At 46.5% G+C, this 25,224-nt stretch carries 21 protein-coding genes; 19 read left to right on the top strand and 2 right to left on the bottom strand.

All coding sequences use genetic code 11. From position 1 onward, the window contains the following. Nucleotides 1-250 precede the first annotated feature (250 nt). Both C162_RS32025 and C162_RS32020 read left to right on the top strand, forming a co-directional pair. A complete protein-coding gene (locus tag C162_RS32025; protein ID WP_036701889.1) occupies nucleotides 251-2,080 on the top strand; it encodes an APC family permease in 1,830 nt (609 codons plus the stop codon). 160 nt (nucleotides 2,081-2,240) lie between these two features. After that, nucleotides 2,241-3,005 carry a DUF3153 domain-containing protein gene (locus C162_RS32020; protein WP_036701843.1) on the top strand — a complete coding sequence of 255 codons (765 nt, stop codon included), beginning with the start codon at nucleotides 2,241-2,243 and terminating at the stop codon, nucleotides 3,003-3,005. Here C162_RS32020 and C162_RS32015 read toward each other — a convergent pair. Further along, nucleotides 2,980-5,319, bottom strand: coding sequence for an AraC family transcriptional regulator (locus C162_RS32015; protein ID WP_036701841.1), 2,340 nt, complete (start codon nucleotides 5,317-5,319; stop codon nucleotides 2,980-2,982). The genes C162_RS32020 and C162_RS32015 overlap by 26 nt on opposite strands. 185 nt (nucleotides 5,320-5,504) lie before the next feature. Between C162_RS32015 and C162_RS32010 the strand changes: the two genes are divergently transcribed. From C162_RS32010 to C162_RS31975, 8 genes are all read left to right on the top strand, one after another. After that, entirely contained in the window at nucleotides 5,505-7,034 is a 1,530-nt protein-coding gene (locus C162_RS32010; protein WP_036701839.1) for an extracellular solute-binding protein, read from the top strand. Between the two features lie 253 nt (nucleotides 7,035-7,287). Then, on the top strand, nucleotides 7,288-8,706 hold the full coding sequence (locus tag C162_RS32005; protein WP_235218594.1) for a GBS Bsp-like repeat-containing protein: 1,419 nt from the start codon (nucleotides 7,288-7,290) through the stop codon (nucleotides 8,704-8,706). A gap of 39 nt (nucleotides 8,707-8,745) precedes the next feature. Then, nucleotides 8,746-9,186, top strand: coding sequence for a hypothetical protein (locus C162_RS32000; RefSeq protein ID WP_036701837.1), 441 nt, complete (start codon nucleotides 8,746-8,748; stop codon nucleotides 9,184-9,186). Then, nucleotides 9,183-9,428 (top strand): hypothetical protein, encoded by a 246-nt coding sequence (locus C162_RS31995; protein WP_036701835.1) that lies wholly within the window; start codon nucleotides 9,183-9,185, stop codon nucleotides 9,426-9,428. Before C162_RS32000 ends, C162_RS31995 begins: the two co-directional genes overlap by 4 nt. Nucleotides 9,429-9,721: 293 nt before the next feature. After that, nucleotides 9,722-10,069 (top strand): DUF3969 family protein, encoded by a 348-nt coding sequence (locus C162_RS31990; protein ID WP_036701833.1) that lies wholly within the window; start codon nucleotides 9,722-9,724, stop codon nucleotides 10,067-10,069. A 77-nt stretch (nucleotides 10,070-10,146) separates the two neighbouring features. Then, on the top strand, nucleotides 10,147-10,590 hold the full coding sequence (locus C162_RS31985; protein ID WP_051494089.1) for a GNAT family N-acetyltransferase: 444 nt from the start codon (nucleotides 10,147-10,149) through the stop codon (nucleotides 10,588-10,590). Between the two features lie 41 nt (nucleotides 10,591-10,631). After that, nucleotides 10,632-11,459, top strand: a complete 828-nt coding sequence (locus C162_RS31980) for a hypothetical protein (RefSeq protein ID WP_036701829.1) — start codon at nucleotides 10,632-10,634, stop codon at nucleotides 11,457-11,459. A gap of 239 nt (nucleotides 11,460-11,698) precedes the next feature. Continuing rightward, nucleotides 11,699-13,096, top strand: coding sequence for a helix-turn-helix transcriptional regulator (locus C162_RS31975; RefSeq protein WP_036701828.1), 1,398 nt, complete (start codon nucleotides 11,699-11,701; stop codon nucleotides 13,094-13,096). A 332-nt stretch (nucleotides 13,097-13,428) separates the two neighbouring features. On the opposite strand, the gene C162_RS31970 is transcribed toward C162_RS31975, so the two are convergent. Continuing rightward, nucleotides 13,429-13,680, bottom strand: coding sequence for a CopG family transcriptional regulator (locus tag C162_RS31970; RefSeq protein ID WP_235218593.1), 252 nt, complete (start codon nucleotides 13,678-13,680; stop codon nucleotides 13,429-13,431). A gap of 92 nt (nucleotides 13,681-13,772) precedes the next feature. On the opposite strand from C162_RS31970, the gene C162_RS31965 reads away from it, so the two are divergent. The 9 genes from C162_RS31965 to C162_RS31925 all read left to right on the top strand — a co-directional run bounded on the left by C162_RS31965 (nucleotide 13,773) and on the right by C162_RS31925 (nucleotide 25,186). Next, a complete protein-coding gene (locus tag C162_RS31965; RefSeq protein WP_036701826.1) occupies nucleotides 13,773-14,033 on the top strand; it encodes a hypothetical protein in 261 nt (86 codons plus the stop codon). 868 nt (nucleotides 14,034-14,901) lie between these two features. After that, complete coding sequence (locus C162_RS31960) at nucleotides 14,902-16,464, top strand: extracellular solute-binding protein (RefSeq protein WP_036701824.1); 1,563 nt, start codon at nucleotides 14,902-14,904, stop codon at nucleotides 16,462-16,464. A 113-nt stretch (nucleotides 16,465-16,577) separates the two neighbouring features. Beyond that, nucleotides 16,578-17,546 (top strand): ABC transporter permease, encoded by a 969-nt coding sequence (locus C162_RS31955; RefSeq protein ID WP_036701822.1) that lies wholly within the window; start codon nucleotides 16,578-16,580, stop codon nucleotides 17,544-17,546. Nucleotides 17,547-17,567: 21 nt separating this feature from the next. Then, a complete protein-coding gene (locus tag C162_RS31950; protein ID WP_036701820.1) occupies nucleotides 17,568-18,443 on the top strand; it encodes a carbohydrate ABC transporter permease in 876 nt (291 codons plus the stop codon). Between the two features lie 48 nt (nucleotides 18,444-18,491). Beyond that, on the top strand, nucleotides 18,492-19,601 hold the full coding sequence (locus tag C162_RS31945; RefSeq protein WP_036701818.1) for a glycoside hydrolase family 88/105 protein: 1,110 nt from the start codon (nucleotides 18,492-18,494) through the stop codon (nucleotides 19,599-19,601). 128 nt (nucleotides 19,602-19,729) lie between these two features. Next, nucleotides 19,730-21,073, top strand: a complete 1,344-nt coding sequence (locus C162_RS31940; protein WP_036701816.1) for a glycoside hydrolase family 28 protein — start codon at nucleotides 19,730-19,732, stop codon at nucleotides 21,071-21,073. A 330-nt stretch (nucleotides 21,074-21,403) separates the two neighbouring features. Then, nucleotides 21,404-22,153, top strand: a complete 750-nt coding sequence (locus tag C162_RS31935; RefSeq protein WP_036701814.1) for a LytR/AlgR family response regulator transcription factor — start codon at nucleotides 21,404-21,406, stop codon at nucleotides 22,151-22,153. Further along, nucleotides 22,141-23,445: a sensor histidine kinase gene (locus tag C162_RS31930; RefSeq protein WP_036701812.1), complete on the top strand. Its 1,305-nt coding sequence runs from the start codon at nucleotides 22,141-22,143 to the stop codon at nucleotides 23,443-23,445. Before C162_RS31935 ends, C162_RS31930 begins: the two co-directional genes overlap by 13 nt. A 166-nt stretch (nucleotides 23,446-23,611) precedes the next feature. Continuing rightward, nucleotides 23,612-25,186: a radical SAM protein gene (locus C162_RS31925; protein WP_036701810.1), complete on the top strand. Its 1,575-nt coding sequence runs from the start codon at nucleotides 23,612-23,614 to the stop codon at nucleotides 25,184-25,186. Nucleotides 25,187-25,224 lie beyond the last annotated feature (38 nt).

Genomic DNA, 25,224 nt, shown 5'->3' with positions numbered 1-25,224 from the left:
AAAAGCTGAAATAAGCAAACGGGACGGAGCGGACAGCCTGCTTGGTCCCGTTTGCTGTGTCTTTCGGCGAATTACATTTATTATTCATGGTTTGGAGTTTGTCTAGGATATCTGCATATATACAGATGGTGATAAAAGAATTAATGTAGTATCGAACGGGCAGCAAAAATAGTGTCTGTATCCAGTTAAAGGTTCAGATTTTAATCGTGCACCAGGGGTAATATAACTTTAAAAAAGTCGGTGAGTGATGATGATGTCTTCGGTAAAAAGGTTCCTGATCGGACGGCCGCTGAAGTCCGATCAGCTGGGAGAACAGAAGCTAAACAAAACTAAGGCCTTGGCCATTCTGTCCTCGGATGCCTTGTCCTCTGTGGCTTATGGCCCGGAGCAGATTCTGCTGGTGCTGATCACGGTTAGTACAGCCGCGTTCTGGTATTCCATTCCTATTGCAGGCGGGGTACTGGTGCTGCTGTTGGCCCTGATACTCTCCTATAGGCAGATCATCTTCGCCTATCCCCAGGGCGGCGGGGCTTATGTCGTATCCAAGGAGAATCTGGGCAAATATCCGGGTCTGATTGCCGGGGGCTCCTTGCTCGTCGATTATATACTAACCGTAGCGGTCAGTGTCTCTGCGGGAACAGACGCGATCACTTCAGCTTTTCCGAGTCTGCATCCTTATAATGTAATCATTGCCATCATCTTCGTACTGCTGATCACGACGCTAAATCTGCGCGGGGTCACCGAGTCGGCCTCTTTCCTGGCGTATCCGGTCTATCTGTTCGTCCTGGCGATGTTCATTATGATTGGTCTGGGTCTGTTCAACGTGCTGACTGGAAGAGTACCGGCGGAGCTTCATACCTCACTGGGAACACCGGTGGCCGGAATCAGCCTGTTCCTGCTGCTGCGGGCGTTCTCCTCGGGCAGCTCGGCGCTGACGGGGGTGGAGGCGATATCGAATGCGATCCCCAATTTCAAGGCACCGGCACCGAATAATGCAGCCAAAACCTTGGCGGCAATGGGGATTCTGCTCGCGCTGTTATTCTCAGGCATCGTCTTCCTGGCGTATTATTACGGCATTGCTCCGCGTGAACAAGTCACGGTGGTGTCCGATATTGCCGAGCATGTCTTTGGCCGCAACTTCATGTATTATGTCGTGCAGGGAACAACAGCCTTAATTCTGGTTCTGGCGGCGAACACCGGATATTCCGCGTTCCCGCTGCTGGCTGTGAATCTGGCGAAGGATAAATTCATTCCCCGGATGTTCACCGTACGCGGAGACCGGCTGGGGTACTCGAACGGAATTCTCAGCTTGGGTATCTTGTCGATTATCCTGATCATTGCCTTTGAGGGACGGACGGAGCATCTTATTCCGCTGTATGCAGTCGGGGTCTTCATCCCGTTCACCCTGTCGCAGACGGGCATGATCGTCAAATGGCTCCGGCACAAGCCGGAAGGCTGGCTGCCCAAGCTGATCATTAATGCAATTGGAGCACTGATCAGCTTCATTGTTACGATGATGTTCTTCCTGACCAAATTCACGCAGGTCTGGCCGGTGCTGGTCTTCCTGCCGCTAATTATCCTGTTCTTCTACCGTATCTACAAGCATTATGAATCGGTTGCCGATCAGTTGCGGGTAGCCACCTGCGGTGAGCCGCCACTGGCGATTGAGGGGAATATCATCATTCTGCCGGTGGCCGGTATTACCCATGTGGTAGAGAATTCCTTGCGGTATGCCAAGTCGCTGGGCGCAGAACAGATTATTGCCGTCCACATCCCGTTCGAGCGCGAGGATGACGCTATTTTCGAAGAGAAATGGAAGAAATTCCATCCGGAGGTGCGGCTGGTGACGCTGTATTCGCCTTACCGCAGTATCATTCATCCATTGAGCAAGTTCATTGATACGGTTCAGCGCAAGGCGAGCGAGTCGAATTATCAGGTGACCGTCATCGTTCCTCAATTCATACCGAAGAAGGGCTGGCATAATATTCTGCATAACCAGTCCAGTCTGCTGATCCGCGCGCATCTGCTGTACCGGCGCAATGTAATTATCACTACCGTCCCTTATCATTTGAAAAAATAACAAGATTACGCGCAGGGAAGCCTCCAGCTTACGGATATCCGCAGGCTGGGGGCTTTCTGTACCTCCCGGCATGTGATAAGCTTGACTCCATAAGCGCAGATTCGCTTCTTCAAGGTTCGGTTAAGCTAGTAGCAACAGTCAGCGGATGGAGGGACAGAGGTTGAAGAAACGCAGGTTGAACGCGATTAGAATCAAGGCAATACTGATTATGCTCATGCTTGTCCTGCTGCTCACAGGCTGCGCGCAAGGCACGGCCCATGTAACCGTGAAGAAGGACGGCTCCCTGGATCTGGCCTTCAGCCTTATGTTGGATGCCCGGGCAGAGAAGCTGGTCAGCGGCAAAGCGGAAGAGCTTCTAACCACCCGGCTGGCGGCCGCAGGTATAGAGCTGAAGAAGACAGCAAGCGGCAAATCCACCGAATACCAATTTCAGAAATCCTACGCCTCCATGGAGGAATTGAAGAACAGCAGCAGCGGCTTCGATATTGTAGAGGCCAAGGTGGGACAGACGGACAGGTGGCTGTATACCAAATACGATGTGGTGGCCCAGCCTAAGCTGAACGCCTACTCCGATGAGATTATCGACGGCATCGGCAGCTTGAATGTCCCTAAGTCCCTGGTGCGCCTGCTGATGGGCAGCTTCTCCGTCGATTTCAAATTAACGATTCCCTATGATCTATACGGGGCTAATAATGCGGCTGAGCAAGACGGCAATACCTTAACCTGGCATGTATCCCTTGCGGATTCCGAGCCTATTCAGCTGGTAGTCTATGTACCGGATATCAGAAATATTGCGATTACTGTAGGCGGCATCTTGCTTATTCTGGCCTTACTTCTTACATGGTTTATCAGACGCAGAAAGCTGCAGAGGCTCAAGGCCCCCCCTGAAGGCACAGCGCCTACTCATCGCCCGGGACCGCTCTGAGCTTCGTGTGGAAGCTGTCACGGTACTGGCCGGGGGTCATCCCCTCCTGCTTGCGGAAGGAACGGATGAAATTCTGTGAATTGTTGTATCTCAGGCGGGAGGCGATATCCTTCACGGGCATATCGGTCTCCTCCAGCCATTTTTTGGCCATTTTGAACCGGTACATGCTCAGATAATCACTGAAATAATACTGCGTCTCCTTGCGGAACACACTGCTGATGTAGTTGGCGTTATAGTGCAGCCGCGAAGCACACTCCTCCAGCGTCAGATCCTGATCATACTCATGCTGGACGATGTCGATCAGCTTCTCGGAGATATTATGGTACTGGGCGTTCTGCCTGCTGTGGAAGATGACGATAACCGGCTGGATCACGATGGTCCAGAACCAGTCTTCAATCTCGGCCACAATATGCAGATCGGTTAGCTCCTCGAACAGGGAACCGCTCGCATGGTAGATCTGATTCAGCGTAATTCCCGATTCCTGCATCATAATGAGCGTATTGTTCAGCAGCCGGGTCAGCGGAATCTGATATTCCTGCGGCGACAGTCCCAGCGCAAAAATACACTTGAACAGCTTATGCAGCAGCTCCTTCGCTTTATCGCTGTCGGCCAGCCTGATGGCATCCATCAGGTCATTTTCCGTGTGGGTCGGGTAGTTCAGATTGAGATAATGCTTGCCGGAATTGATATTCTCGTACTGGATGATGATGCCTTTGCCCAGGGTAATCCGGTGCTTCAGAGCTTCAAGGCTTTCCCTATAGGCAATGGACATTTTGTCAAACGAATGAAACGGCAGACTAAGCCCAATGCTGACCTGCAGCTTCAGGACCCCGTTAATCTCCTGCTGGAGCTTCTCCGTAAGCGCATAGAGCATCCGGTGAAAAGCTTCCGTGCTCTCATCCTCACTGCCGATAACGACTGCCAGCGCATGACCCATCATCACAGGGGTTAGCCTGTGCTGCGCAGAGACCAGCTCCTGAGTCATATTGTGCGCAGCGAATAACAGCAGATTGAGATCCTTTTTCTCATAGCTGTTCTCCTCGGAGAAGTCGATGCTCAGCGTAATGACAGCCATCGTCTTCCATTCCTCGACTTGCTTGCCGTATCCGTATTGCTCCAGCTCCTCCATCAGCTCGCGTCTTCTAAGATTGCCTCCGAATGCCTGAATCAGAAAGAAGGTCCGTACCTGTCCGAGATGCTGGCTGACCTCCTTCTCCAGCTGTGACTTCGATTGGAACAGGGAGTGCACCTGCTCGCCGATGAGCTGGAATTCATCCGTACGCCCTGCCCGCAGACCGGGACGGCGCAGTCCAATCTGGGTGAGCAGCCGTTCGATGGGTGTATACATGCGCCGGGAGCCCAGCCACGCCAGCAGCACAGATAACAGCAGCATGAACGTGCAGACGAATACCGTGTAGGTGCCGATTTTGCCGGATTCGCGGGTCAGACTCTTGATGGAGGTGGCCGACAGATAGATCCAGCCGTTCAACTGGGAACGCATATAGGTGATTGAATAATCGGCTTCATTAAGCTTCGTCTTGAATTGTCCCGACGGCTCAGCGGCAGCGGCGATCTGCCCGAAGCCTGTGAATCCGGCTGCGGTCGCAGGCTCTCCGATCAGCTTACGGTCCGGATGCAGCAGAATCCGTCCGCTTTTATCCAGCACCATAATACTGTCCAGCGGCTGCATATCGGGATTAATGAAGTCCTGAAGACTGCAGGCCGGAATATTGGCCAGAGCCAGTCCGTATTTCTGCAGCTTGGTCGTCGGCAGCTTCTTAATCAGACTGATGCTGTACTTGCAGCCGGTCACGTTAATGCTCTCTTCACTGTAGAACAGGGAGGAGGGGTTCAGCACCCAGGAGGAGCTGCCTTCCACATTCAACAGATTCGTCAGCTGCTCGTAATTGCGGTATTCATTCAGCCGGTAGAGCCCGGAATTCTTAATCATCCAGTTCTGGCGCTGATTAAGCAGGATGACATCCTCCAGCCGGGTATCGAAGGACTGCATATTGCGGATCTCATTGCGGATGTCGTTATATAAAATGAAATCGTTCTCATTCAGCGGGTTGTTCATCGCCTTCTTCAGCACCGAAGAGTTCACGACCTGGTTCAAGGTCTGGTTGACAGTATTCAGCTTATGCTCTACATTTGAGGTAATTTGTAAAATGAGTTCCTTTTTGCTTTCGTTAACATTTTTTTGAATTTCGCTGGAGGATGTGAAATAGGAGAACGATCCAATGAACAACACCGGCAGGATGCTGATGGCGAACGCGAACATAGTTAATTTACTGAGAAAGCTAAGATGTTTCAACAGCGTTCAGCACCTTTGCATGAAATAGAGAAATCACTGTCTTAAGTGTATGCATCACGAAGGATAATAACAATAATCATCTGGTGCCGCAATAATCATTTTCTCTAATCATTCATACATAAGCTACATTAATCAATAGATAGGCTTCTAAGGCAGATAAATATTACGCTTCAGGGGGTTATGGAATGTTCAACCGGTTAACGGGCAGGAAGAAAGCTCTTGCAGTGTGCTTCATCCTGTTCTTATCGTTCATGATGTTAAGCGCTTGCAGCGGGGGGGAGTCTGAGCGTTCCGATTCAGCGGGCGCCCCGGCGCCGATCTCGATTCTGGCACCGCTGCATTTTCCGCAGACGCCTTCAGCGGAGCTGATCGCCGAGATTGAGCGACTGACCGGGACACAGCTCAATATTACCTGGGTACCGGAGGGCGTCTACACGGACAAAATGAATACCGCACTGACCACCGGCTCTCTCGGCAAAGTGACGTTCGTGAAATTCACCGATTATAATCCGGTCAAGAATATGATCCGCTCCGGCGCTTTTTGGGAGATTGGTCCCTATCTGGCGGAATTTCCGAATCTCGGTCAGCTGAATGCGGCGATTCTTAAGCAGACTTCAGTGGACGGAGGAATCTATGGCCTTTATACGGAAAGACCGGCCTCCCGGCAGGGTATTATTATCCGTAAGGACTGGCTGGAGAAGCTGCATCTCCGTCCGCCCGGAACGCTGGAGGAGCTGTATGAGGTGATGAAGCAGTTCACCATGAATGACCCGGACGGCAACGGCAAGCCAGACACCCTCGGGCTGGTGGACCGCAACGATCTGGTGTACGGGGTATTCAAGACGTTAAGCTCCTATTTCGGCACGCCGAATAACTGGACAATCGAAGATGGACAGTTCGTCCCGGAATTCGCCACGCCTGAATATATGAACACGATGAACTTCATGCGTAAGTTATACAAGGAGCAGATCATTAACCAGGATTTCGCCCTGACCAGCAAAGAGGTACAGCGGGACAAGTTCATCCGGGGAACAGCGGGGATCTTCATCGGGAGCATGACGGATGTGCAGCGGCTCTCCATTGAGGCCAAGGCGATCAACCCCAAGGCGGAGCTGACGCTGATTAACCGGATTAAGGGGCCGGACGGATATAAGGTATGGTCCATACCCAAGTACAATGGCTTGTACCTCTTTTCACGTAAAGCCATTGCTACCGAGCAGGAGCTGAAGCAGATGCTTAGATTCTTCGACCGCACGATGGATGAGGATGTAGCCAACCTGATGGCTTACGGCTTCGAGGGCCGCCACTATAAGCTGGACGGGGAGGGAAAAGTGATTCTTCCTGAAGAGACATCCCAGCTGCGGGTGTATGAGGTCAATCCGCTCAATTCCCTGATGATCGCCGATGTGGGCAATACGCATATCAAGGAGGTCGCACAAAAAGAGCAGCTCACCGCCCTGGCCGACCAGCTCAGCCGGGATAACGAGCAGTTTCTGGTCGATGATCCCACCGTATCGCTAACCTCGCCAACCTATGACGAGAAGAACGCCGAGCTCTCCGCTATCATCGTAGATGCCACTTACAATTACATTCTCGGCAACATCGACGCCACCGGCTTCGCCGGCGAGGTCGAGAAATGGCATACCAGCGGCGGCAGCCTGATTATTCAGGAGTATGCGGAGGCGGAGGCGAAGGGGCGGGGGGCGGAGGAGTGAAGGATTCGACTATATAATACAAAAATTCCTACGATTCGACAATATTCCACCATTTCCAAATTTATATTGTTATCATATGATTGTGATTAGGGGTGCATAAGAAGGAACTGTTCATTAGTTCTTAAGTCTATCTTACGACGATTGCCCATTGTGAAATTGAAGTATGGGCTTTTTTTGTGTTCTTTTGTAAGGAAGATAGCATTATACCTCTTATATCGAATGCTGAAAAAGTTAAAAGGGGAGTGTATTTTATTTGGGAGAATTAAAATTAATAAGAAAAATTTATATTTGTTTTTCACTCTGTTTCTTATCAATCGTTCAGGGCGAATATGTTATGGCTGCTGATGAAGCAGTGTCTGAATATATCTTGGTTGATAGAGGAGAAGTGATTCAGAAGCAACAAATAAATATTTACAATAAAGGAAGATTGGAAACAGAGATTCTTCCGAATAATTCTCTTGTTTCATATAGTTATGATAGTAATGGGAACGTTTTAAAGAAATATACTACACATTCAACTGAACCCTATACTATTAGCAGTTCTGCGGCCTCTTATGATATCTATTTAAAGGGAGTCCCGGAAAACCTAGAACAAGTAATCTTTCCTTCCTGGACTGAATTATACGGACAGGACGATATCGAATGGATTAACGGAGAGAAGATTGCGCCTGGGGTCTGGAAAGCTACAGTAGTACTCTCCAGACACGGAGGATTAACCGGGATTTACAATACCCATATTTATGCTGACGGAACATTGTTGAAAATGTTAACTGTACAAGTCCAAAATACGGCAAAAGTTACTTTTCCCAAGTCTACATCATTAGCAGATGGAAGTTACGAAATTAGTGTAGAAGGAGTAGCAAGAAACATTAGTGAAGTCAGATTCCCTACCTGGACTGAAAATAAGGGGCAAGATGACTTAGAGAATCCATGGATTTTAGGCGAAAAGTTAAATGATACTACCTGGAAAATACGTGTACCATTCAGCAAGCATAACTTTGAAACAGGAAATTACTTCACTGATATTTATTTCTATGATAAGTATAACAATTCAAGTGGTTTAAATGGTCCAACTGTTATTGTTCAAGGTGGAACAGGAGGATCCAGTGAGACCGATATTACAGGAGTTTCCTATGATGTATACATATATGGCCTAGATCCCCAAACACAGAAAGTTCAATTTCCGACATGGACTGCAAATAAAGATCAGGATGATCTTGAATGGATTGAAGGGGTTAAAGTAGCTAATGGTGTTTGGAAAGGAACCGTTATTTACTCCAAGCATAACTCAGAGCTCGGCAGATATATAACCCATGTTTATGCAGACGGAAAGTATAGTGGAGCTTGGGAGTTTAATGTAGTTGATACAATTAAATATACGTATTCAAACATAGCGTATCTTAGTAGTGGTTTTTATGATATCACCGTTAATGGGATTCCTTCCAATGTAGCAACAGTACGTTTTCCAACCTGGACTGAAAAAAATGGCCATGACGATATTGAAGAACCATGGATAGAGGGAGAACGTTTAAGCAGTACAAGCTGGAGAATTCGAATTCCTTATTACAAACATAACAATGAAATAGGTGCCTATTCAACCCATGTTTATTCCTATGACGCATATGGTAATAGCCGAATTATTGGAATGCTTTCAGTTGATGTAAGGAATTAAAGCTATTCATTATACAACTTCATTAAGACAGGAGAGTCTATGTTGAAATTCTTTAAGAAAGCAAAACAGCCTCTATCGATCCTTTTATCAATTGTCTTGTTGTTATCCTGTTTCCCGCCAATGAAGCAAGTAGCGGCTGCTCCAGAAAGCAGTCAGGAACGCTTGGCTAATACTGTACCAACCCCGTCCGCATCCCCTACACCTGAATCACCGGACAAGCTCTTTTCTGATTCACTTGTTCCTATGCCCAGTTCAACTCCTGCACCAAGTGGAGAAATCAAATTAATAAATTCTGAGCAACCTGTTACTAACGAAGAAGTAACTGTATCGAATGAAGTGTATGACGACACGAATCAAGAGGCTCTTCAGACATTAAGGAATAAAACCCTCCAGAAAAAAATCTGCTGCAAACCAGAGCAATTAAGCAAAATTCTAATCCAATTGCATCCCGGAAAGCATTGCAGGATGTCACCGATTTGAGCGTAGAGGATATTCGAGTTCTTGTTGATTCAGGTGCATCTATGGTGGATGTGTATTGGATCAATTTCCTGGTTATCGGGCAAACGCAGTGGACAGCTTTGGACATTCTAAAGTTGAAGCAGGACAAGCGGCTTAGCTGGGAAGATGTACAAGCAATGATACAATTGGAGTCAAAAGAGAATTCTTCTGATTCCTCAGTTGTAAAGAACGTATATGATGAAATTCAAGTAATCTACCCTTAGATACTCGTTCTTCCGTGATTTCTGACGTATTAGTGATATTATTTTTGACAATAGTTTAGTTGATAACAAAGTCAGCAGAATTGAGATGTTCAATATGCAGGCTAACAGCCAAGAAATTATCTGCGACACTTTAAAGTTAACCATAACAAACAGTACTAATATACAAGAACTATTTCTAGACCCTCAATTCTTTGGGATAAATATTGGAGGGTCTGTGGAGTGGAAAAGTTATGGAATTATACTCTGCCCCGTATAATATTCCTCAGCCAACACCCTAAATAAGGAGTGGTATATTGAATTTACAAATTGAATTGGAGCATTCAGATGAAATTCAAAAGTTTTTATGTATATTAAATGTTGGAATGCTTGATGCTTTGCTTAACGGGGCATTAACACTTGAAGATGCATATGCTTATTTCTACCGTCCATACGTAGCACAACTACTAGAACAAAATAATGCCAATAAGGAAATAGTTGAATTGTTTGAAGAATGCTGTATGTTGGAGGATATACGAGATATAGTTCCTGAAAAGCTGCAAGATACACTTACGCTGAAAAAGCAAGAAACATTAAATTTGCTTAAATCCCTACCTACTACAGAAAAGTCGGTATATTGGCTCGAAAATTTTGACGATAAGTAAGCAGGAGGAAGATCGTATACGATCAACAGAAATACGATTCAATAAAAGTTTATTTCATAATGGAGGTAGATCACACCGTGAATATTCAATTACATAAGATAACCCCTGAACTGGAGCACGAGTGCATCCAATTGAGTGTGAGTACAGAGCAACTGAACTTGGTGGCAAGTAATGCTGACTCTCTTGTACATGCAGTTAACGAACCTACCTCTGTACCCTACGGTATTTTCAATGAAGAAGAGATGGTCGGATTTATTCTGTTTGATAATGAGAGATATACAGACGGCTACTATTGGATTCTGAGATTTATGATTGACGGAAGATTTCAGGGCAAAGGGTATGGGAAAGCAGCAATTAAAGAGGTTATTAAGATGCTGAGCAACCGCGAGGATTGCACACAGATCAGGGTATCGCATATTCCGCATAATCTAACGGCCAACAAGCTCTATAAGGATGTGGGATTTACCGAGACTGGGGAGTTTGAAGACAACGGGGATATTATTTTGGCTTATATGATGTGAGGTTTTATTAGTTATATTCTTTGCTGAAGCAGGTGCTGCATATGCCCGAGACCCAATTAAGAATTATTTTTCAAAACAAATATCTGGAATTCGGAAATGTACTGGATTGGATCAAAAGGGCTCCACGATTTATTCCAGTAAAATTCAAGTCTGTTGTAGTAACAAAAGGTGAGGCTTTAAATTATAACGAAAAGGATTTTTCTGGTTGTTTTACAAAAGAAATACGCAAGAAAGCTCCTGTCTTTATAACTGTTCTGGATTCCAATGGTAATCAGATCATGATCAACAAAGGAAGGGATGCTGCCTCCCTGATTATTGGCCTTAATACCAGCAGTGGAATGAAATTGGAAGAGTGGGTAGCCTATGCAGATACCTTTTTTGAAGAGAATATTGGAATTGTAGCTTGCATATATCCTGAAGATGATTATTTTTGGCAGCAGAATGTTGATCTAGGGCAATATGAGAAGTATGGCAAGTCGACTGATGAATTAAAACTTAAGAAGATGGATAGTGTTACAGTAGCAATCGATCCCACCTCTCTTCCCGGACGCTCCTCCTATGTCAAAGACATTTGGTTTGGTTCCACCTGGATGATGTGGTTCGGACCAGACTATTTTCAGTTTATCCCTTATGAGCGTTTGCTGGAGTTTGATCAGGCTTTTAACATCCGGACACTCAGTAACAAAACAGTAGTGATTAAATTGTATGGAAATTCTAAAGAAGTTCAAAGCAAAGAGTCAAGGCAGAAGCAATGGGCTTTCAGAAATTACTTTGAAATTAATGAACTAACGAGTATTTTGCATCAGGAGGAAGCCATAACTAAGCATTTAAATTCTGATCCATCCATAAAATATACGAAAGAAATTTAAATCTTTTTCTTAGACCTTGAGCGGATTCTCAGGGTCTTTTTTTGTACTCTAAACTATGCATTACGCTATAGTGTATGACCAGGATGCCTATAATGGCAATCGCAATGCCAAAATTTTAAAGTTTAGGAAAAATACATGAATAGAGCTTGAAAATTGAATCGACCACTGGTATATTTTGTATAGTGAAAAGGAATTTTATTCAATTTATTGCCATAAATAATAAGAAAGGTGGTTGTGACTTGGAGGCAACAAGCACAATTTTATCGGAATTGGAGGAGTATCTGAAACAGACGGATTTGACGATTACCCAATTCGCCAAGCGTTCTCAGCTTCATTCCGGGACACTCAGTAATATCATTAACGGGCACCGGCCTATTGCGATGCAGCAGTTGGACCGGATCACCCGGGCCATGGGACTGGAGGAGGGATTCTTCTACGATCTGTACATCACTAATTACATTATTGAAGGTTCTACAGACTGGCGCAGGGTTGGCCCGTTGTTGCTCCGTTGTGCTGAGCTGGACAAACTGGATAGTATTCGGAGATTAGCCCGTCATGTGATGGATAATTTGATGTACGCTCCCCTGTTGTTCGATACGGCTGAAGAGCTTTTTAACGCCGGGAAAATGGAGGCTGCTGCCGCAATCTATGAGATTGTCGCCGAGACTGAACGATTCCAGCATTCAGAGCGGCTGGCGCTCTGCCATTACCGGTTGTTTACCATTTCGCTTAGCGATGATCAGGACAGAAATCTGTGGGTAGCGAACAGGTTTGAACCTTTCGTTGAGCGCTTGGACGAAATAGATCAGCTCGACGCACTCAAAGAGCTTGCCAATACATACCGTTCCTTACAGCGCTGGGACAAGGTCGATGAATGTGCCGCCAAGATGGGTCACAAAGCCAGAATTCAATATGAGCTGAAGGTCCGTCCTGAACGGCGAATGTCCGAATCTACCAAGCTCCCCGGCAGACCCCTGTTCTTCTATATCGCTTACAGTGACTTGCTACGGGGCAATGTTTGTGATGAGCTTGGGGATTATGAGGAGGCACTGGGTTATAAATATTCTTATTCTGATCTAAGTTGGGTAAGGGAGCAGGGCGATGAGGTCGAGCATTGGAGAAATCTATTTCATGAATGGTCCATAGCTAATATTTATATAACAAAGCTGTTAAGTGGAGACATCACAGTATTGGAATCATATGTCGGATATATCGATAAGCACAGAAATGAACTAGTCATGGGTCTATTACATATCTTGAGAGCAGCTAATAAAAATAAACTTAATGTTGATAGAACACTTGAGTTATATCAGCAAGAGATAGAAGAGATATTAAATAATCTTGTTAAAGGCAGCTATTCCAGAAACCTTGCGATGGATCGGCAAGCTAATTTAATATATGAACTTGCTTATTATTATTTGTACAAGGAAGAGTTCCTTAAAGGTTTTGACTTATTGTTAAAAACTATAATAAATTTCCAACGCATAAACAATGAAAAGTATATACTGGAAAGTGTAACTCTGTTCGAAAGATATAGAAGTGTTGCCAGTCAAGAAATTCAGGACCAGTATCATACTTTACTTTTAGGAGGAGCTTCTCATGAAGAAAAAGATCGTTATACTTCTTACGGTTCTTAGCATTATTTTAGTGCCAATTGTGGTTGGGCCAGGCGTACCTAGCTCTCCTGGATTTTCATTATTCAATCACGGGGAAGGCTGATTAATTCCTTCAATTCTCAGATCAACATCATCCTATAAGCTAAGCCTAAAGTCCTGCTACAGATTCTTGTGGTGGGATTTTTCAGTAACATCAGTCAGTCTGTCTGCTTCTCACTTTGGATAAATTGTTCATCGCACCCGCTTGAATGAACTTCCTGCACATGGTAGGATATTTATGCAGTCTGCTTATTCAAGCGGTTGCAGGATAGGAAGTAGCGGTGTTCTTCGTGGGACTTACGCTGCTTCCTTCTTTATTTTTGGAGCTCATCAAACACCTTTTCAATTCCCTTGCGGATCACATCGGAACGGGTCGTTTGGAGCTTCTCGGTGCAAGCATCAAGCTTGCTCAAAATCTCTTGATCGACACGGACCCGAATCAATTCACTTTTGGGATTGTCAGATAGTGGACGCCCCATCTTTTTGGACGACATCGCTTCACCCCACTTTTTGTGTCCATGATAAATATATTTATGTGGCAACAAAAAGTCAATGATCTCCTTCATGATTGATCTATTTTTCAGCCGAAAAATGAAGCTAACAATAATAAAAGTGCAGAACAAGATAAGAATAATGGTAAAGGGGGAGGAGTGGGTTAATGAGAGGTCAAGTCTATGTGGAGTATAGACGGTTAGGTTTTTTTGCTGTACAAACTGAAGCCAATTATTTCTCCATCATTAAGGTTCAAAGTAAACTCCCTTCCTTAGGAAACAAATTAATTGGAGATCTTGATTCATTGGGTGAAAAATCACTATACAATGAAACAACTCAAGAAGAACTAAACGTATCCGTTATATCTACACAGTTAACCTTGGTTGAAGCGAAGAGTTATATAAAGGAAGCCGTAAGAGGAATCTAATTAAGTGAACACGGAATACGCACCAAAATGATCTGTAAAGCGATGCCCATTAAGCTATTTCATTAAAATGTTGCAGATAATGCATCTCTGGATCGCCTATATCAGGACACTACAAAGGAATGTTGCACGAAATGCAGGAATTTTCTCTTTGGGCGGCTTAGAAGAGAAGGAATGCTGCTTTTTCTGCAACATTTTTTGATAATGGTTAGTTTCATGAGCGGAGTGTTGCATTTTGTGCAGGATTTTGAGTAATAGAGGGACTGTTCACCTATAATCCTATTCAGCCCACCTAAGGCAGCAAAAGCTGACCCAATCCGGCCTCCTACAGCACCTTCACTCTATCCTTTTCTTCCTCGCCCGCTACACAGCATACTTCAAGGCCCCGCCGCGCGAAGCGGCGGGGCTATTCCCTTTGCCCTCCCTTTCAAGGATAGGCCTTGAAAGCCCCCAGCCTGGAGCGGCAGAAAGGGACGGAGGGAGGTTTGGAACTGGAGGAGCGTTAGCGTCCGCCTTTGTCTCCGGATGTTATCTGCTGCAGGCATATAATCAAGAACATCTGGAGACAACAGCGGCCGGAAGTCCAAAGCTTACGCAGTCCCGCCCGCCGTAGCTCCCATCCTGCCAGCGCAGTCCCGCTCCACCTCAGCCCCCCGCCCCCCGCCGCTGCAACGCAATCCCGCCTATTGCTGCCCGACCACCGTTCCGACACACTAAGCTTTCAATGCCTATCCCCCCATCACACGATAATCATTAACCCACACCCCCGCGCCCCGCCTGCCTTTATGAGCAAATGATTGTTTTCGTAATCCAGCGCAGAGCGTAATGTGAGGCTTGTAACCAATACAAGTTAAACGGAGGTCAAAAAGGAATGACGAAAAAATCCTTCACCCTGCTCCTAAGCTCGCTGCTGACACTCAGCATGTTGTCCGCTTGCGGCGGTAACAACAACAAAGAGGCGGCAGCTACGAAAGACCCGGGCGCCAGCACCGGGACCAACACAACCGCAACCACGGACCCTGCCACCGCAGAGCCGGAGAAGCCGACAGAGATCAAGATTATGCTACCGCTGAATACGACAGATACTCCACCGGATACGATCAAGAATGAAGTGGAGAAATTGACGAATACAAAGCTGACTTATCAGTTCTTTCCGGCTGACACGTATGAAGAGAAGCTGAACTCCTCGTTCGCCACCGGTTCCCTGCCGCAGGTGACGTACCTGAAGAACCAGACCACCTTCCTGCAGATGAAGGAAGCGATCAAGGACGGACAGTTCTGGGAGATCGGGCCGCTGCTCAGCGAATTCCCGAACCTGAACAAGCTGAAGCCGGAGATCCTGAACAACACCAAGGTCGACGGCAAGCTGTATACCCTATACATCGGCCGTCCGCTGGCCCGCCAGGGCATCATCTACCGCAAGGACTGGGCGGATAAGCTGGGTCTGAAAGCACCGGCCAATACCGAGGAGCTGTTCGCCATGGCCCAAGCCTTCACCGAGAAGGACCCGGACGGCAACGGGAAGAAGGATACTATCGGTGTTGTGGACCGCAATGAGCTGGTGTACGGTGCCTTCAAGACGGTCTCCTCCTGGTTCGGCACGCCGAACAACTGGGCGGAGAAGGATGGACAGCTGGCACCGGAGTTCACTTTTCCGCAATACATCGACACGATGGATTTCTTCCGCAAGCTGCGTGAAGGCGGTTATATGAACCAGGACTTCGCGGCAACCAGTAAGACGGATGCGGTCAATATGTTCACCAGCGGCAAGGCCGGGCTGTATATCGGCGGCTCGATGCAGGACATCGATTCCCTGAACAAGGACTTGATCAAGAACGTGCCGGATGCCGTACTGGATACGCATAGCATGGTGGCTGGACCTGACGGCAAATTCGCCCAGTGGATGATTCCCGGCTACAACAACGTAGTGCTGTTCCCGAAATCGGCAGTCAAGGATGAGGCGGAACTGAAGAAGATTCTGAAGTTCTTCGACGCGATGATGACCCCTGAGGTAGCCAATCTGATGTACTGGGGCATTGAAGGCACACACTACACCGTCGTGGACGGCAAGGCCAAAGCGACCGACAATAAAGAGCTGATCGAACGTGAGGTCAAAGGCTTCAAGGACAGCGTCATTGGCGAATACGAAACGAACGGCATGTATCAGAGTCTGAACGTGCTGCCGGGCCGGATTCATGCGGAGGAGCTGGTGCTGGAGAACGTGAAATACGGGGTCGCAGATCCTACGGCGGCGCTCGACTCGGCTACCTATACGTCCAAGGGCGTAGAGCTTCAGCAGATTATTGCGGATGCCACTTACAAATATATGTACGGTCAGCTGGATAAGGCCGGATTCGAGAAAGAAGTGGAGAACTGGAAGAGCCGGGGCGGGGCGAAGATTATCGAAGAATACAATGCCGCGTACACCAAATAAGCAGAGCGCAGCTGCTATAGCAGCGGACTGAACAGGAAGAGGGCTGCCCCGGGTTAGCGCTCCGGCAGCCTTTTTCTACTACCCGAATAATTTACAGAGAAAGGAAGAGAATCATGCAGGAAGTATCCGCCCCGCCCCGCGTAGTTCCCGAACCCATGCCGAAGAAATATAAGAGCAGCAGTGAGCTGAAAAAGCGGCTGTGGCGCAACAAATTGCTCTATGTCATGCTGATCCCCGGCGTGCTGTATTTCATTATCTTCAAATATTTGCCGATGTACGGACTGATTATTTCCTTCCAGGATTACAAGCCTTACCAAGGGATTACCGGTAGCGAATGGGTGGGCATGAAGCATTTCAGCCGGCTGTTCACCGAGCCGGATTTCCTGAACATTTTGGCGAATACGCTGATTCTGTTCGGGATGAACATTCTGATTTATTTTCCGATTCCGATTATTCTGGCCCTGATGCTTAATGAACTCAGAGGCACCTTCTTCAAAAGATTCTTCCAGACCCTAGTGTATCTGCCGCACTTCATGTCTTGGGTTATCGTCGTCTCGATCTCCTTCGTCATGGTGACGATGGACGGGGGGATTATCAACGAGCTGCTGGCTTACTTCGGCTTCGCCAAGATCAATTTCCTGCTGAGTCCGGGCTGGTTCCGGCCGATGTATATCCTTCAGGTCATCTGGCGGGAAGCAGGCTGGGGCACGATTATCTATCTGGCTTCTATTGCGGCTATTGATCCGGGGCTCTATGAAGCTTCGCGTATGGACGGAGCCGGACGGCTCAGACAGGTCTGGCATATTACGCTTCCAGCCATCCGGGGAGTGATCATCACCCTGTTTATTCTGAAAATCGGTTCCGTTCTCGACCTGGGCTTCGAGCATGTCTACCTGCTGCTCAACTCCATGAACCGCGAGGTTGCGGAAATTATTGATACGTATGTCTATACCGCCGGTCTGCGGCAAGGGCAGTTCAGCTACAGTACAGCCATCGGCTTCTTCAAGTCGATTGTGGGCCTGATTATGGTTATGACCGTCAACAAGGTGTCCAAGAAAATAGGAGAAGAAGGCGTTTATTAAAATGCCGCAGGAGGAATTCAAATGGTAGAAGACCGTACATTCAGCGGCAGACTATTCTCTGCCGTCAACTTTATACTGCTCGCCCTGATCGCGCTGGTAACGGTGCTGCCGTTCGTCCACGTGGTAGCAGGCTCCTTCACTACAAGTGCTGAGCTGGCTGCCAACAAGTTCGTGCTGATTCCGAAGGTATGGAGCTTCGAGGCGTACAAATTTATTTTCTCCACGAATACCATCTTCAGAGCTCTGGGTGTGTCGATCGGGGTTACGCTCATAGGCACGCTGTTCAGTATGTTCGTTACGGCGCTGATGGCCTACGGTCTCTCCCGCAAGGATCTGGACGGCCGCCGGGTGTTCAACTTCCTGGTGGTGTTCACGATGCTGTTCCACGGGGGAATGATTCCTACGTTCCTCGTGGTGAAGGAGCTGGGGCTGATCGATTCGTATGCGGCGCTAATTCTTCCTTCCGCGATCAGTGCATTCAATATGATTATCCTCAAGAACTTTTTCCAGAACATTCCGGAGGGGCTGGAGGAATCGGCCAAGATCGACGGCTGCAATGACTTCGGGATTCTGTTCAAAATCGTCCTGCCGCTCTCGCTGCCCGCGATTGCCACGATCTCTCTATTCTACGCCGTGACGTACTGGAACACGTATATGAGCGCCATTCTCTATCTGGATAACAGCGCTAAATGGCCGATTCAGGTCCTGCTGCGGCAGATCGTCGTGCTGGCCAGCGGGATGGATCACAGTGCGACGCTGGACGGCACGGTTCCGCCGCCGGATCAGACGATCAAGATGGCAGTTATCGTGGTCGCTACGCTGCCGATCCTGATGGTGTATCCGTTCCTGCAGAAGCATTTTGCCAAGGGTGCGATGCTGGGCTCGATGAAGGGCTAGTTCCTGGGGACGGGCGGGCTATTCTGACAAGATGAAAGGGGTATTACGATGATAGGCAGTCTGCCGCAAACACCGATTGAATGGGCGCAAAAGGCCTGTGATTCATTAATGGATACGTATGAGGCGGGAGAGCTCCCGCCTGCGCACCGCTGGCATTATCACCAGGGCGTGTTCCTGTGCGGGATGGAGCTGCTGTGGAAGACGCTCCGGGAGGACCGCTATATCGATTATATTAAGCAGTATGTGGATGATCTGGTGGATGAGCAGGGGAACTTCGACTTTGCCCGGGATGAGCTGGATGCCGTTCAGGCGGGGCTGCTGCTCTTCACGCTGTATGAACGGACCAGCAAGCGGAAATACCGGGAAGCTGCAGTCAAACTCCGCCATCTGCTGCTGACGCTGAACCGGACCTCCGAAGGCGGGTACTGGCATAAGGACAAATATCCGAACCAGATGTGGCTGGATGGACTGTACATGGCCGGGGTGTTCTCGCTGAAGTACGCGAATACTTATAGAGACGATGCCTTGCGGGCCGAGGTCCTGCACCAGGAGCGTCTGATGCGCAAATATATGAAGGACGAGGCGACCGGCCTGCTCTACCATGCCTGGGATGAGAGCCGCCGCATGCCGTGGGCCAATCCTGCCACTGGTTGCTCGCCGGAGTTCTGGAGCCGTTCGCTTGGCTGGTACGGGCTTGCCGTCTCGCAGTTCATGGATGAGCTGCCGGAGACTGATCCGGGGCGGGCGGAGCTGGCTGCCGAGCTGTGCGGGTTCGTGCAGGCGCTGATCCGTTATCAGGACCCGCAGAGCGGCCTGTGGTATCAGGTGGTGGATAAGGGACAGGAGCCGGACAACTGGCTGGAGACCTCAGGCTCCTGTCTGTTCGTCTACACGATTGCCAGAGCAGTGAAGCTGGGTATCCTTCCGGCTGAAGTTACGGATGAAGCGGCGGAAGCAGCGCGTAAGGGCTACGAAGGCTTAATTCAGGTGCTCCAGTGGGATGAGCAGGGCCGGCTGCTGCTGCCGGATATCTGTATCGGGACCTCGGCGGGAGATTACCGGAACTATGTTACCCGCCCGAAGGTCAGTAATGATCTGCACGGGGTAGGCGCACTGGTGATGGCTTGTGTGGAGATGCAGGATTTGTATAAGGCATAAGGGTGATAGGGTAGAGGCTGCTGGTTAGGCATATGCATGATAGAGCCGGAAGCAGATGCTCCTGATACAGGCGTAACAGAGCTGAGGTTACGTGAACCGGCAGCTAGAGTAAAGAATGGAGGTGCAGGGTGTTTAATATAGTAGATTACGGAGCGCAACGGGACAGCGGGGTATCAGCAACGCAGGCGATTGCGGATGCTATTGCGGCGGCGACCCGTGCGGGTGGCGGGATGGTGTATATTCCAGCGGGGACTTATGTGACAGGTGCAGTGCGTATGCGCAGCAACCTGGAGCTGCACTTAAGTCCCGGTGCGGTATTGTTCTTCAGTGCCGATCCGGCGGATTATCCTGTCGTGGAATCACGGTGGGAAGGGGTGAAGCGGGAGGTTCATGCCGCCTGCATCTACGGAGCGGGCCTGACTAATGTCTCGATTACCGGGAGCGGAACCATTGACGGGAATGGGGAACCCTGGTGGGAGAAGCACCGGAACCGCCCGGAAGAGCTGGAGTATCCCCGCCCGAGGCTGATTGGCTTCGACGATTGCAGCCGGGTGACGCTCCGCGATCTGACGCTGATGAATTCTCCAAGCTGGACGGTGAATCCGATCCATTGCAGCAATGTGATGATCGATAATCTGTCGATCCTGAATCCGGCCGATTCGCCGAATACCGACGGAATTAATCCCGAATCCTGCCAGGATGTGCGCATCAGCAACTGCCATATTGATGTCGGCGATGACTGCATTGCCATAAAGGCAGGTACCGAGGATACCCAGGAGCGGATTCCCTGCGAGAATATCACGATTACGGGCTGCGTGATGGTTCACGGCCATGGCGCGGTGGTGCTGGGCAGTGAGATGAGCGGCGATATCCGCAATGTAACGATCAGCAATTGTGTGTTCAAGCAGACGGACCGCGGCATCCGCATGAAGTCCCGGCGGGGACGGGGCGGGATTATTGAGGATATCCGAATCAGCAATATAGTGATGGAGGATGTGATTTGTCCCTTCACGCTGAACCTTTATTACTTCTGCGGACCCAGGGGGAAGGAGAAATACGTCTGGGACAAGAATCCGTATCCGGTGACAGCGGAGACGCCGCAGTTCCGGCGGATTCATTATGCCAACATTACGGCCCGCAATGTTCATGCCGCTGCCGGCTTCCTGTATGGGCTTGCCGAGCAGGCCGTCTCGGAAATCACCTTCACCAACATCGATATCTCGATGGCGGAGCACGCTGTGCCCGGCCAGCCCGATATGATGGCAGGGCTTCAGGACATGCAGCGCCGGGGCTTCTTCCTCGGCAATGTCCGTCAGGTGCAGTTCCAGCAGGTCACTATTGAGAACCACGACGGCCCGGCTTTTTATGTTGAGAATGGGGAAGAAGTGGAATTCCTGAACTGCCGCTCCAGGAACACGGCGAAGCCGGAGAAGCTGGTGGAGCAGGTTACGGTGGCGCTGGCGGAACGGTAACGCCTGGGGGTTCTGTGAGACCTGGTGAAATCAGGCGAGATTCGGTGAGATCAGGCGAGACCAAGGGAGTCATTCCTCTGACCGTGTGCGTGGAAGCTGAAAGTGAAAGAGCCTGGTCCTTTTGGGGACCGGGCTTTTAAGGTTTTACTGGGTAAGTGATGACTGGATTTATTTGTATTTTTTATGGAATAATGAGATGGATAATTATAAATTATGGGAAAGTATTGCACTTCTATGATATTGTTAATACTAATGATTCCTATTTAATTGGTTTCTTGCATTCTTTTATGTTTTTAAAATAAAAACAAAGAGGATCATAGGAGGGAAAGTATGTTAAATGTGGCGTTGTGTGATGATGATAGAGACTTTTTAGATGGAATTCTTCCTGTAGTTCAAAAGACATTCCAAGCTTTGAAGATTCCGGTCTCCATATATTGCTTTACAAAAGCGGAGATATTGATTAAGAGATTTGAAGAGTATAATCCATATTTTGATCTCATATTCTTGGATATTGACATGCCCTTCATGAATGGAAAAGAAGCGGCAAGAAGACTTCGCATTTTGGATAGCCATTTTAAGCTGGTGTTTATGACTTCATTTGAACAGGAGATATTAAGCACCTTTCAATTCAATGTAAGTGATTTTTTGCCTAAGCAGCTACTGGAAGATAGATTACCGGCAGTTATCAAACGATTGGGAAAGGTCATTACGGAAGAACACCCGCAGAATCAAATTTTCAGAGTTAATCTTGCCGGGGATAGGGAAATGACCATTAAAGTACCCTTGGATGACATCATCTATTTTGAAACTCTTAATAGGATTACTTACTTACATACTCGAACCAAAACATATGTGTTACATTGCTGCAAATTCATAGACCTAATAGAACATTACAATTCCTTGGGGTTTGTTGAAATATATAGGGCATGTATCGTAAATCTTAAGTACATATTTTCTATAGATGATGCGGAGATTCGTTTGGATAACGGAATTACATTGCCATTAAGCAGAAGGAAAAGACATCAGGTTCTCGAAAAATTCGTTGATGTGATCAGTGAGGTCAACCGATGTCAGGAATGACCAATGGATATTCTTTTTTACTTGTAGAAAGTGCTCTCGGGTATTGGTTCATTAATAAGTTCCTAAAGTGTAGAACAAAGGGTTATTGGAAAATTGTTGTGTTTCTCCTAGCTGTAATAGTTAAATCTCTTATTACACAGTTTTATCCTGTGGCGCCCATTATAATGAAAGCGCTTATAGTAATGGTGATAACACTAATAACTATACATGTATTATATAAAGATATGATTTTATTTAAATTATTTCTTATTTTATTTACTGAATACTTTTTAGTAATTAGCGATATTTTGACAATTGGCATATTCTCTTTAGCAGGCTGGGCAAATCAGGATAATTATTTATTTAATATTTTACAACTAATAGTATTTTTTTGTATTAGATTAGCAGTCATAGTATTAAATTTGATATTTATCAAAAAAATAAACTTTAATCTAACGATTAAGTCGTGGGTTTGCATAGACGTGATGCTTGGAGCCTTGGTGGTCATTGTCAATTCTCATAGAGTAATAAATAGTAAATTCTCAAGCACGAACCCAGAATTATTATGGCTGTCCTTTAGAGTATCTATTTATTTCTTACTAATGTCATTATTAATTATTTATCTATTCGGGGAATTGTTCTATCAAAAAGAGCAGCAAAGGAGAAGTCTTGAACTACAAAATAAGCTACTGGAGCAGCAATTGGCAACTGATGAAATCTCGGCTTATGACTTGAAGCAAATTAGGCATGATATTGGAAATAACCTTGCCAACATAGCCTACTTATTGAAAGAGAATTGCATAGAGGAATCTATAGAATATATTCAGGCGATTTCAGCCACTCTGGAGCGCTCTAAGCCTGTAATACAGTGTGGTAGTAAATATATTGATTCTATATTGAACTATGAAATCGCTGTATGCAAAAAAAAGAATATTGCTGTGGAATTTGAGATTGATAGTCTACCAGAATTAAGCATTGCACCTACCTATTTATCCGCTATATTAACTAATGTTCTTAATAATGCAATTGAGGCAAACTTGGGGGTTATGGAGAAGGAAAGGTATCTTAATGTGAAGATTTTTTGTTACAAAAATTATTTATCTATTGTGGTTACAAATCCATATCATCATAAGCTTATTCATGGTACTGGCCTATTGAAAACGAGCAAACCAAACAAGTTGCATCATGGGTATGGGTTAAGATCCATAAAGGCTGCGGCAAGTAGATGTGGTGGAACTTTCAAGTATTCATATAACAGTACAGTATTCAGAACTACTATAGTTGTTCCCATATCTCCTATCCAGGATACTTAAGAGATTCCCCTAAGAATACCGCACAGTCAAATATAGTTACCACTCAGCTTGGAATTATATACATTGTTGTATTTAAATGATAGATTTCAATCAGACATTAACTTTGTGAATTTAATTACATATTACAAATGAGTACCATAAACGAGTAAAGGTGGATGATAACGTTATGGTTAATGAAACACTAGACTCTAAAATTATGGAATTCAAGCCGTTTTTTCAAGATTTAAAAAAGGATAATCAATTCTACCGATTGGGTAAACCCTTTGAGACATCGGAACGGAAATACTTTTATGATACGGGAACAGGGAAAATTTTTCAGATTAACGAGAATGTTTACGCAGTTTTATCATGTCTTTTTGACTCGGATCAGTTTGATTCACTTTTAGAGCTTAAAATGGAAAATAAAGTACTTATAGCAGCTCTGCTGGAAATTAAAGAATGCATAGCTGAGGAACATATTTTATCAGCGCCGCCAGTTACATGCTTCTCCGGTCCTCATGTCAGCGCTCTGGAGAATTATCTGGAATACAATATGAACCAACTCACTTTAGAGGTCACTGAGCGATGCAATTTAAGGTGTAAATACTGTATTTATCAAGAGTCTCATAATGATTTTCACGGATATAATGAGCGCGATATGACCTTTGAGACTGCTAAAAAAGCTATCGACTATACCTATCCGAGAGTAGAAGAGGAATTTTTCCTTGCATTTTATGGCGGAGAACCTCTGCTGAACTTTAAATTAATTAAGCAATGTGTAGAATATGCTGAGAAGCTTGTCGTTGATAAAAAATTGGGTTTTTCAATGACTACAAACGCAGTTCTAGTTACGAAAGAAATTGCTCAATATCTGGTTGAACATAATTTTGTTGTGCTGGTTAGTCTAGACGGACCAGAGGAGATTCATGATGAGAATCGCATCTTTCAGGATGGAAGCGGAAGCTTCAAGCATGTCATGCGTGGCATAAAATATCTTGTAGAGGCTAAAGAAAAGAACCGTTCTAAGGATGAAAGTGGTGATACTTTATACTTCAGCCTGGTTGCAAGCGGTTCTAATCTGGTGGAGAAATATAATAAGATTCAAGATTTTTTTGATAATACAGAATGGCTGCCCAAACCAGTGACTGTAAATGCCTCCTACGTGTCTTATGGTCGTACTGGAGAAGAGTATCTGGAACCGACAAGTCTTGAGGATAAATCCTATAGGGAAGATAAATCTATTGACCCGCTGTTTTCGTGGAGTGTGGAGAATAAGAGAGATGCAACTGCTCGAAATAAGCTATTTTCCAACGGTCAAATGAGGAAATTTCTTCATATGATTCATAGACGAGATATCAGGCCGGTTCCAATGGATAATTATTATTTTAATGGTTGTTGTGTGCCTGGCTCAAGACGGCTTCATGTTAATGTGGATGGTAATTTTTTGCCATGTGAGCGAGTAGGCAGCGTTCCGTTTTTAGGCAATGTGGATAGCGGATTTGATATCCAATCCATCCAGAAACATTACGTCCATAACTTCATGGAGAAATCTGTTGAATACTGCAACAAATGCTGGGCAGTGCATTTGTGCACAAGCTGCTACATTGATTGTTTTGACGAGGAAAAAGTCGATTTATCATACCGCCATAGTGGTTGCAGATATATCAGGTATCTTCTTGATCAGAGTCTAAGTTTGTATCATGAAATTCTGGAACATGATCCAGAATCTCTAATGGAGCTTAATGAGATTATTGCAAAGTGAGGTAAAAATATACAACTGTATATTTTTATAAATGTGAC

This window comes from Paenibacillus sp. FSL R7-269 (genome assembly GCF_000517865.1).
GTDB lineage: Bacteria > Bacillota > Bacilli > Paenibacillales > Paenibacillaceae > Paenibacillus_AQ.
This window is presented reverse-complemented; position numbering and strand designations above follow the sequence as displayed.